This is a genomic window from Streptomyces sp. ID05-39B, from assembly GCF_033794725.1.
Classification (GTDB): Bacteria; Actinomycetota; Actinomycetes; order Streptomycetales; family Streptomycetaceae; genus Streptomyces; species Streptomyces bobili.
The window spans coordinates 1-9578 of sequence record NZ_JARGEF010000285.1 but is presented as its reverse complement, the minus strand read 5'-3'; the positions used below and the strand labels follow the sequence as shown (position 1 = coordinate 9578).

General features: G+C 72.6%; 9 protein-coding genes. 3 read left to right on the top strand and 6 right to left on the bottom strand.

The window, feature by feature from the left end; translation table 11 throughout:
• The 3 genes from P1P75_RS36205 to P1P75_RS36195 form a co-directional block, all read right to left on the bottom strand.
• On the bottom strand, positions 1 to 710 hold a 710-nt coding region (locus tag P1P75_RS36205), incomplete at its 3' end, for a reverse transcriptase-like protein (protein ID WP_319263480.1).
• Between the two features lie 11 nt (positions 711 to 721).
• On the bottom strand, positions 722 to 1465 hold the full coding sequence (locus P1P75_RS36200) for a zinc ribbon domain-containing protein (protein ID WP_208639607.1): 744 nt from the start codon (positions 1463 to 1465) through the stop codon (positions 722 to 724).
• On the bottom strand, positions 1462 to 2355 hold the full coding sequence (locus P1P75_RS36195; RefSeq protein ID WP_319263478.1) for a Nif3-like dinuclear metal center hexameric protein: 894 nt from the start codon (positions 2353 to 2355) through the stop codon (positions 1462 to 1464). The genes P1P75_RS36200 and P1P75_RS36195 overlap by 4 nt, the downstream gene beginning before the upstream one ends.
• Positions 2356 to 2827: 472 nt before the next feature.
• Here P1P75_RS36195 and P1P75_RS36190 point away from each other — a divergent pair, with 472 nt between their 5' ends.
• Both P1P75_RS36190 and P1P75_RS36185 read left to right on the top strand, forming a co-directional pair.
• Positions 2828 to 4036 carry a hypothetical protein gene (locus tag P1P75_RS36190; protein WP_319263476.1) on the top strand — a complete coding sequence of 403 codons (1209 nt, stop codon included), beginning with the start codon at positions 2828 to 2830 and terminating at the stop codon, positions 4034 to 4036.
• 94 nt (positions 4037 to 4130) lie between these two features.
• Complete coding sequence (locus P1P75_RS36185) at positions 4131 to 4289, top strand: hypothetical protein (RefSeq protein WP_319263474.1); 159 nt, start codon at positions 4131 to 4133, stop codon at positions 4287 to 4289.
• Positions 4290 to 4672: 383 nt separating this feature from the next.
• On the opposite strand, the gene P1P75_RS36180 is transcribed toward P1P75_RS36185, so the two are convergent.
• From P1P75_RS36180 to P1P75_RS36170, 3 genes are all read right to left on the bottom strand, one after another.
• Entirely contained in the window at positions 4673 to 5614 is a 942-nt protein-coding gene (locus tag P1P75_RS36180) for a 3-oxoacyl-ACP reductase (RefSeq protein WP_319263473.1), read from the bottom strand.
• A 9-nt stretch (positions 5615 to 5623) separates the two neighbouring features.
• On the bottom strand, positions 5624 to 6700 hold the full coding sequence (locus tag P1P75_RS36175) for a Zn-dependent alcohol dehydrogenase (RefSeq protein WP_319263472.1): 1077 nt from the start codon (positions 6698 to 6700) through the stop codon (positions 5624 to 5626).
• Between the two features lie 202 nt (positions 6701 to 6902).
• Positions 6903 to 7760 (bottom strand): MaoC/PaaZ C-terminal domain-containing protein, encoded by an 858-nt coding sequence (locus P1P75_RS36170; RefSeq protein WP_319263470.1) that lies wholly within the window; start codon positions 7758 to 7760, stop codon positions 6903 to 6905.
• Between the two features lie 495 nt (positions 7761 to 8255).
• Between P1P75_RS36170 and P1P75_RS36165 the strand changes: the two genes are divergently transcribed.
• Positions 8256 to 9578, top strand: a 1323-nt coding sequence (locus P1P75_RS36165) for a sensor histidine kinase (RefSeq protein ID WP_319263482.1), incomplete at its 3' end; no start/stop codon positions are given.

The following is a 9578-nucleotide window of genomic DNA, read 5'->3' as shown; positions in this document are numbered from 1 at the left end:
GGGGAAGGGGAGGGGGAGGGGGAGGCGAGGGTGCGGGCGGCACGGCGGTCGGCGTCGGAGGTGGCGGCGGTGCCGGTGCCGGTGCCGGTGACCGTCGCGGTACCGGCGGTGTCCCCCAGGGGCCCGCCGGCGGTCGTCGGCGCCGGGGCGCTGCCCGCGCGTCCCTCGGCCAGGGCCTGGCGGGCCTTCGCCGCGCCGGCGGTCGCGTCGCCGGGAGGACCCGACGGCGTGCGGGGCGCGGGCGAAACCGGAGACGGGGCGTTCAGGGCCGCCATGGACGCCCCCGGGTCCCACTGTTCGCCGCGTTTGCCCGCGTCCATCGCCTCGTTGGCCAGGCGGTCGGCGTGCTTGTTGTGCTCGCGGGGGATCCACTCGTAGGTGACCTGGCCGGGCGGATAGATCCCGGCGGCCTCCGCGGCCAGTGGCTTCATGCCGGGGTGCTTGATCTTCCAGCGGCCCGACATCTGCTCGACGACGAGCTTGGAGTCCATCCGGACGCGCACCGAAGCTGCGGGGTCCAGTTCGCGGGCGGCGCGCAGGCCGGCCAGCAGGCCCCGGTACTCGGCGACGTTGTTGGTGGCGATGCCGATGTACTCGGCCCGCTCGACGAGGGTCTCCCCCGTCGCCGCGTCGATGACCACGCTGCCGTAGCCCGCGGGCCCCGGGTTGCCCCGGGACCCCCCGTCGGCCTCGACGATGAACTCCCGCACGTCAGCCGTCCCTACAGACCGGACTCGGAGGTCCGCACCAGGATCCGGCGGCAGTTCTCACACCGTACGACGGTGTCGGGGGCGGCCTTGCGGATGTCGTTGATGTCGGTGACCGCCAGCTCCTGACGGCAGCCCTGGCAGGTGCGCTGGTACAGCTTGGCCGCGCCGACGCCGCCCTGCTGCGCGCGCAGCTTGTCGTAGAGCTTGAGCAGGTCTTCGGGGACGGTGGCGGCGATGACCTCGCGCTCCTTGGTGGCGGAGGCGATCTCGCCGTCGAGCTTCTCGAAGGCGGCGTCGCGGCGGGCCGTCGCGTCGTCGATCCGGCCCTGGACGGACCCGACGCGCTCGGTCAGTTCGGCGGCCCGCTCCTGGGCGGCCTCACGACGCTCCATGATCTCCAGGACGACGTCCTCCAGGTCGCCCTGGCGCTTGGCGAGGGAGACGATCTCGCGCTGGAGGTTCTCCAGGTCCTTCGAGGAGGTGACGGCGCCGGAGTCCAGACGCTGCTGGTCGCGGGCGGCACGCTGACGGACCTGGTCGACGTCCTGCTCGGCCTTGGTCTGCTCGCGGGCGGTGTCGCTCTCCTCGGTCTGCGCGGCCACCAGGAGGTCGCGCAGCTGCGTGAGGTCCTTGGTCAGCGACTCGATCTCGGCGTGCTCGGGCAGCGAGCGGCGCTTGTGCGCGAGCTGCTGGAGGCGGACATCGAGGTCCTGGACGTCGAGGAGTCGGATCTGGTCGGCGGGCGCGGCGTTCAGTTGGGGGCTCCAGGTGAAGGGAATTGGCTGGTCCAGGGGTCGGTGACCGTCTTCGAGACGTGGACTCGCAGGCCCCAGCCGTGGCGGTCGGAGATCTCGTCGAGCTGGGCTGCGGCCAGCTCGCACCAGGGCCACTCGGTGGCCCAGTGCGCCGCGTCGAGCAGCGCGAGAGGTTGGTGTGCGCCGTGGGCACTGTGCGCGTCCTGCGCACTGTGGGCGCTGTGGGTGTCGTGCGCGCGTGCCTCGGACGCCGGGTGATGGCGCAGGTCCGCGGTGAGGAACGCGTCGACGCCGGCGGCGCGGACGTGGTCGAAGAGGCTGTCGCCCGACCCGCCGCTGACCGCGACGGTCCGTACGGTCGCGTCCGGATCGCCCGCCACGCGGATGCCCTGCGCGGTCGCGGGCAGCCGTTCGGCGGCGCGCGCGGCGAGTTCACGGACGGTGAGCGGGTGGTCGAGCTCGCAGATCCTGCCCAGGCCACGACGCCCGTCGGGGTCGCCGGGATCGGGTACGAGGGGCCGTACAACGCGCAGGTCGAGGGCGCCGGCGAGGGCGTCGCTGACGCCGGGGTCGGCCGTGTCGGCGTTGGTGTGGGCGACGTGCAGGGCGATGCCGTGCTTGATGAGGGTGTGCACGACACGGCCCTTGAAGGTGGAGGCCGCGACGGTCGTCGTACCGCGGAGATAGAGGGGGTGGTGGGTGACGAGCAGGTCGGCGCCCAGCTTCACCGCCTCGTCGACGATCTCCTGGACGGGGTCCACGGCGAACAGGACCCGTGTGACGTCCTGGCCGGGTTCGCCCACGACGGTGCCGACCGCGTCCCAGGACTCGGCCCGCTCAGCGGGCCACAGGTTCTCCAGCGCGGCGATGACTTCAGACAGACGGGGCACGGGGAAAGGCTACCTGTCCGCCCCCCGCCCCTGAACCGCCGCAGGCCAGAAGCCCTGGAAGAGGCGGGCCCCCGGTCCGGCGGGGACCGGCTCGACCGGCTGGACCGGCGGGGAGTGGCAGGACCGGCAGGGAGCGGCGGGACCGGCAGAGACCGGCGGGACCGGCAGAGACCGGCGGCCGAGACCGGCGGGACCGGCCGAGACCGGCGGCCGAGACCGGCGGGACCGGCCGAGACGGGCGGGCGAGACCGGTGGGCGGCCGCCGATCACGCGGCGCATCGGCGGCGTACGGCCGCAGCGTCCCGGACGCAGAACTCCGGGCGGTGGGACACACCACCCCAACCCCATGCACACCCCCCACAATCCCCGGAGCAGAATCGCTTCTGCGCCACTCCTTCGAGCGAAGCCCCCGCCCGCCGCCGCCCCGCCCGTGCGTACGAAAACTAGCTTCGTCGGCGGAGGTGACCGAACCATGACGGCCTGTGCGATCGAACCCACCGCGGAGAACGGGGACGACGACCCGACGCCCGACGCGCCCTGCGCGATCACGGCGGACGGCAGCTACGCCGCACGTCTCGCCCTCGACGGCGATTCCTGGTTCCCGGAGCGCTGGACTCTGGACGGCCCCGAGCCGTACGCCGTGCCGCTGCCCGCCCACCAGCCGGAAGAGCCCGGCACGGAGGTCCAGCCGATGGCCGACGGGCGGGTCCTGATCCGCCGGGTGTCCCAGCGGCGGCACTCGTTCTCGCTGCTGTACCCGACCGGCCCCGGCACGGGCGAGCTGCTGCTCGGCGCGGTCGAGTGCCCGGAGGAGGACACCGTCCTGCGGCTGCTGCCGCCGGCCCCTTGCGGGCAGCGGGCGTACGCCGTCGCCGTGGGCCGGCGTTCGACCGCGCTGTGGCTGGTGGCGGGCGGTGCCTTCGGCCCCGAGCACCTCGCGGAGATCCCGGGCCGCTGCTCGGGCGGGGTGTGGCTGGACCGAAGGGGCCGCATGCTGGCCCTGGACCGTGAGGCCGACGGCCGTACCAAGGCGGTCGTGGTGGACCTGGAGCGGGGCGGCGAGGTGTCCCCGCTGCTCCAGATCGCCGCGGGCAGCGACGACCGGCTGCTGCTCGCGGACCCGGACAGTGGGCTCCTGCTGATCAGCTCGGACGCGCCGTCGCCCGGGGAGCCCCGGCTCGGCTGGGGGGTGCTGGGCAGCAGCCTGCCGGTGCGTTTCCCGGAGTCACTGCGGCTCGCCGACCGGGCGCTGACGCCGTTCGCGATCCAGCCGGGCCAGGTCCTGCAGCCGGAGAGCTGCGCGGTGGGCCTGCGCATCGACGGACCGTTCGGCAACTGGGTCGGCGTATGGCGTCCCGCGGACCGGCGGCTGCACCAACTGGCGGCGCCGGACGGGTGGCTGGCGGGCAGCGGCCTGTGGACGGAGGACGGGGTGCTGCGGCTGCCGTACGCGACGGAGGCGGAGCCGTGCGGGGTGGCGCGTATGGCCGTGCCTGCCGCGGGCGCGGAGCCGCGGGCCAGCGGCTCCTGCGAGGCCACCGCAGAGACCAGTGCCGAGACCACTGCCGAGTTCGCCGCCGCGGCTGCTCCTGACGCCCTGGAACCGGAAGCTCCGCAACCAGTCGCACCCCGGCCCGTCCCGCTCCAACAGGCGCCCCTGGCACGGCTTGTAACGAAGTAGTGGCGGTTGGCGTGGCCGCCTGGATTCACCCCGAGGTCCGCCGGATAAGCTTTCCCGGCTGAAAAAGATCATGTTGACGGGGTGAACACTTCAGATGAGCGACACAAGCACCATGCAGCCGTGGTCCGCCGACACACAGGGGGACACCGGTCACGGCCGGCACCGCGGCCCGGTCTCGTCCCAGGACGGCGAGTCCGCTCCCCTCGGCCGGCACCGTAAGCCGGCCGAGGACAAGGCCGGCGCGACTGTCTGACCGACCGTCCGTTACGTCTGTGGGCCCTGTCCGTCACGATGACGGACGGGGCCCATGTCTGTTGCTGTCATCGGTTTCTGGAACCGGTTTCTGGAACCGCACTTTGGAACCGGTCTCTGGGAACGGCTTGTGGATCCGGTCTCTGGAAGCGGCTTCTGTCACCGTTCCGGGCCGCTGTTTCTGGCACCGGTTTCTACGACCGTTCCGGACCGCTGTTTCTGATACCGGTTTCTGCCACCATTCTGGGCTGCTGTTTCTGATACCGGGTTTCTGCCACCATTCCCCGGTAGTCACTGACACCGGTTGCCGTCACCGTTACCGCCATCGTCTCTGACACCGGTTGCCGTCACCGTTCCCGGTGCTGTCTCTGACAAGCGGTTCCGTCAGCGTTCCCGGCGCAGGCCCAGCACCTCCGCCGCCGCGAACGTCTCCCCTTCGGGGCGGTCTGCGTAGTGCGGGGTGAGCACGGCATCCAGTTCCTCGTGGCTGAAGGTCTCCTGCTTGCTCTCGAACGTGGCCTGCACGCGGGGCCGTTCGATCACGGCGACCATCCCGCCGTGCACGACGAGGAGTTGCCCGTTGATCCGGGCGGCGGCGGGCGAGGCCAGGTAGCCCACGAGCGGGGCGACATGCTCGGGGGCGAGGGGGTCGAGCCCTTCGTCCGGGCGGCCGAGGCCCGCGAAGACGTCCTCGGTCATCCGGGTGCGGGCGCGCGGACAGATCACGTTGGCGGTGACGCCGTACTTGGCGAGCGCGAGGGCCGTGGACGTGGTGAGGCCGACGATTCCGCCCTTGGCCGCCGCGTAGTTGGGCTGTCCGGCGGAGCCCGCGAGGAAAGCCTCCGAGGACGTGTTCACGATCCGCCCGTAGACGGGCCCGCCCGCCGCCTTGGACCGTCCGCGCCAGTGCGCGGCGGCGAAGCGGGTGGTGTTGAAGTGGCCCTTGAGGTGGACGCGGATCACCGAGTCCCACTCCTCCTCCGTCATGGAGAAGATCATGCGGTCCCGCAGGATGCCCGCGTTGTTGACCAGGATGTCCAGCGTGCCGAACTCCGTGATCGCCAGGTCGACGAGGTCACGGGCGGCGGCGAAGTCGGAGACGTCCCCGGTGTGGGCGAGTGCGGCACCGCCGGCCGTACGGATCTCTCGCGCGACCTCCTCGGCGGGGGCGGCCGAGGCTTCGCCCGAGCCGTCGCGGCCGGGCCGGCCGTAGTCGTTGACGACGACGGCAGCGCCCAGCCGGGCCAGTTCCCGCGCCTCGGCCCGACCCAGTCCCCGTCCGGCGCCGGTGACGATCGCCGTACGGCCTGCGAGCGGAAGTGACATGACGGAGCCTCAGATCTCTATGCAGGTGCGCAGGGCGGCCCCGGTGCGCATCTGGTCGAGGGCCTCGTTGATCTCCGCGAGCGGGACGCGGTGCGTGATCAGTCCGGCGAGGTCGATCCGGCCGGCCCGCCACAGGGCGATCGTCCGCTCGTAGGAGCGCAGGACGTCGCCGCCGCCGTACATGGAGGGCAGGATCCGCTTCTCGTCGAAGAACAGCTCGAACATGTTGAGCTGGAGGAAGTCGTCCATGGCGCCGGCGCCGACGACGACCAGGGTGCCGCCGCGGCGGGTGGTCTCGTAGGCGGTGCGGGCGGTGGTGGAGCGGCCGACGACCTCGAAGACGTAGTCGAAGCCCTCACCGCCGGTGATCCGCTGCTTGGCGTCGGCGAGTTCCTCGGGCGAAACGGCTTTTGTGGCGCCGAACTTGAGGGCGGCCTCCCGGCGCGCGGCCACCGGGTCCACGGCGACGATCTCGGCAGCGCCCTTGAGCCGGGCGCCCTGGATCGCGGAGACGCCCACTCCCCCGCAGCCGATGACGGCGACCGACGAACCGGCTTCCACGTCCGCCGTGTTGAGCGCGGCGCCCAGCCCCGTGGTCACCCCGCAGCCGATGAGCGCGGCGATGTCGAAGGGCACGTCGTCGGGAATGGGGACGGCGCAGCCGGCGTCGACCACGACCTCCTCGGTGAAGGTGCCGGTACCGGCGAAGCCGAAGAGATCGGCGCCGGGGCGACGGAAGTTGGGGGTGCCCGCGTTCATGAACCCCGCCAGGCACAGCTCGGTCTGGCCGCGTCGGCAGGCGGGGCAGACACCGCAGGCGGGCAGCCAGCACACGACGACCCGGTCGCCGGGCTTCACGCGGGTGACCCCCTCGCCCACCTCGATGATCTCGCCCGCGCCCTCGTGGCCGGGCACGAACGGCGCGGGCTGCGGCAGCACCCCGCTCATCGCGGACAGGTCCGAGTGACACAGGCCTGTGGCACGCACCCGGATCCTCACCCTGCCGGGGCCGAAGCCCACCGCCTCGACGTCGTCGAGGATCTCCAGCTTGTCCTGGCCGATCTCGTGCAGTACGGCTGCGCGCATGGTGCGGCTCCCCTCGGGGTCCCCTCGGATGCTGGCTGATTCAGGCAGGTACAGCGGATACAGGCGGGTACAGCGGACACAGGTGGTGCAGCGGATACAGGTGGTGGAGCGGATACAGGTGGTGGAGCGGATACAGGTGGGTGGCTACAGCGGGTGCAGGCGGGTTCCGGACGGGTTGACGTCTGGTGGGTTCCGGACGGGTTCAGGAGTGTTCGACGATCGTGTCGGCCAGCACGGGCGCGTCCGCTCGGTCCGCCGCGCTCACCGCGACCCTGACCTCCCCCTCGCCTCGCCACATGCGGATGCGGAGGGTCTCCCCGGGGAAGACGACGCCGGCGAACCGGGTGGCGTAGGCGCGCACCCGTGTCACGTCGCCGTCGAGCAGGGTGTCGACGACCGCCTTGAGGGTCGTCCCGTAGGTGCACAGGCCGTGCAGGATGGGCCGGTCGAAGCCGGCGGCCTGTGCGAAGTCGGGGTCGGCGTGCAGGGGGTTCCAGTCGCCGGAGAGACGGTAGAGCAGGGCCTGGTCCTCGCGGATGTGCCGTTCGACGGTCTTGTCGGGGTCGCCCGCCGGGGGGTCGAGCCGGGCGGAGGGGCCCCGGTCGCCGCCCCAGCCGCCCTCCCCGCGGACGAAGATCTGGGCGTCGTTCGTCCACAGGGGGCCGTCCGCGTCAGTGACCTCGGTGCGCATGACGAGGACGGCGGCCTTGCCCTTGTCGTACACGGCCGCGATACGGCCGGTGGCCGTGGCGGTGCCCTCTGCGGGCAGCGGACGGTGCAGGGTGAGCGACTGGCCGCCGTGCAGGACGCTGGCCAGGTCGACGTCGACGCCGGGCAGGGACAGTCCGCTGATCACACCGGGTGAGCCGGAGCCCGCGACGGTGGCGAAGCTGGGCAGGACGTGCAGCCGGGACTCCAGCGTGTAGCGCAGTTCGTCGGGGTCGGTGGCGGGGACGCCCGCGCCGACGCCGAGGTGGTAGAGCAGGACGTCCTTGCGGTCCCAGGTGATCTCGCCGGTCCGGGGTTCGGCGGCGAGGGCCTTGGCTGCGTCGATGGGCATGGGGCTCCTGGCGGGTCTCAAGACCTCGGTGCGACCGTCCGCACCGTCGGCCGCACCGAGGTCGTCACGGGCGGGATCTAGAACGCGTTCCAGTCCGGCGTCCCTCTGTATAGCCGAGCGCCCGGCAGTTGTGAAGGCTCCTGACGGTTCGTCAGGTGAGGTGTCACGCGGTGTCCCGCGGTATGCCGGGCGCGCGTCCTGGGACATTTGTCCTGCCCGGGTCCGTACAACCGGATCTCCCGGCGGGCTGGGGTGGGTGCGTAGCGTTTCGGAGCAGTGGGTGAGGACCCACGGGGGACGGACGAAGGGGGACCGGGGATGCGCCTCGAGAAGGACTGGCCGCGAGGCTGGAAGACGAGCTGGACGGCGAGTGGGAAGGCGAGTGGGAAGGCGAACTGGACGGCGAGTGGGAAGGCAAGCTGGAAGGCGAGGGTGGCCTGTCAGTGGCAGGAGCATGCGCGGCGGAAGGCCGAGCGCGTCCGGGACCGGGAAGCGATGCGGGAATGGCGCAGAACGGGTGAGGCGCCCGAGCATCCGGGCCCGCCGCCGTCCGGCTACTCCCTGCTGCCGTGGCTGCTGCTGGGCATGGGCGCGTTCTCGAACCTCCTCCAGGGCGAGGCGAACCCCTGGATCGGCGGCCTGGGCGTGCTCACCTTCAACTCGCTCTACATCTACGTGGTGTTCCGCAGCTTCGTCCGGGAGAAGCGGGAGGCGCTCTCCACCCGGCTGGCGCTGGCACTCATGGCAGTCGTCACCTGTGCTCTGGCCCTGGGCTACGGCGGCAGCTGGCTGAGCTTCTTCCCGCTGCTGGGGCTGGCCGTGGGTGCCGGCATGCGAGGGCGCTGGCTGGGCCCGGCCGGCCTCGCACTGGCCCTGGTCGCCGGCGCCGCCGCCGTGTACCGGAACGGCTGGAGCGACGCGGTGAACATCGCCTACGGCACCCTCCTGTCGACGATGGTGACGGCCGCGATCCTGTCCCTGAGCGAGGCGGTACGGCAACTGCGCACCGCCCGTGAGGAGCTGGCCCGGCGCGCGGTCGAGGAGGAGCGGCTGCGGTTCTCCCGTGACCTGCACGATCTGCTCGGGCACACCCTGTCGGTGATCGTGGTGAAGTCCGAGGCGGCCCGGCGACTCGCGGAGCGGGACCTCGACGCGGCCCTCGCCCAGGTCACGGACATAGAGGCGGTGGGCCGTCAGGCACTGACCGAGATCCGCGAGGCGGTCACCGGATACCGCGAGGGCAGTCTCGCCACCGAGCTGGACCGGGCCCGTTCGGCCCTGACGGCGGCGGGCGTCGAGCCGGTGGTCGGCCGGTCGGGTCCCCCGCTCGCCCCGCGGACGGCGGCCCTGCTGGGCTGGGTGGTGCGCGAGGCGGTCACCAACGTGGTCCGGCACAGCGGCGCCGAGCGCTGCGAGATCACCGTGACGGGCACGGCCGAGCGCGTCCGGCTGACGGTCACCGACAACGGCACGGGAACGCCGGGGAGGAGCGGGACGGGAAGGAGCAGCACGGGGACGGCAACGGGGACAGAGGGGGCCGGGATGGGCGAGCCCGACACGGGCGACTCCGGCACAGGCGAGCCCGGCACAGGCGGCTACAGCACGGACGGCTCCCGCACGGACGGCCCCTTGCGCGGGGTGGGCTGCGGGACCGGTCTGACCGGGCTGCGTGAGCGCCTCGCGGCGGCGGGCGGTTCCCTGACGGCGGGCCCGGACCCGCACGGCGGCTTCACCGTCACGGCGGAACTCCCGGCGGACACGGGGCGGTCGTCCGGGGCGGAGGACCGCCCCGTGTCCGCCGGGAGTTCCGCCGTGACG

What these genes read in the sequence shown, in the direction of transcription:
- P1P75_RS36190 (WP_319263476.1), top strand. Translation starts at nt 2,828, where the DNA reads ATGACGGCCTGTGCGATCGAACCCACCGCGGAGAACGGGGACGACGAC.
- P1P75_RS36185 (WP_319263474.1), top strand. Translation starts at nt 4,131, where the DNA reads ATGAGCGACACAAGCACCATGCAGCCGTGGTCCGCCGACACACAGGGG.
- P1P75_RS36180 (WP_319263473.1), bottom strand. Translation starts at nt 5,614, where the DNA reads ATGTCACTTCCGCTCGCAGGCCGTACGGCGATCGTCACCGGCGCCGGA.
- P1P75_RS36175 (WP_319263472.1), bottom strand. Translation starts at nt 6,700, where the DNA reads ATGCGCGCAGCCGTACTGCACGAGATCGGCCAGGACAAGCTGGAGATC.
- P1P75_RS36170 (WP_319263470.1), bottom strand. Translation starts at nt 7,760, where the DNA reads ATGCCCATCGACGCAGCCAAGGCCCTCGCCGCCGAACCCCGGACCGGC.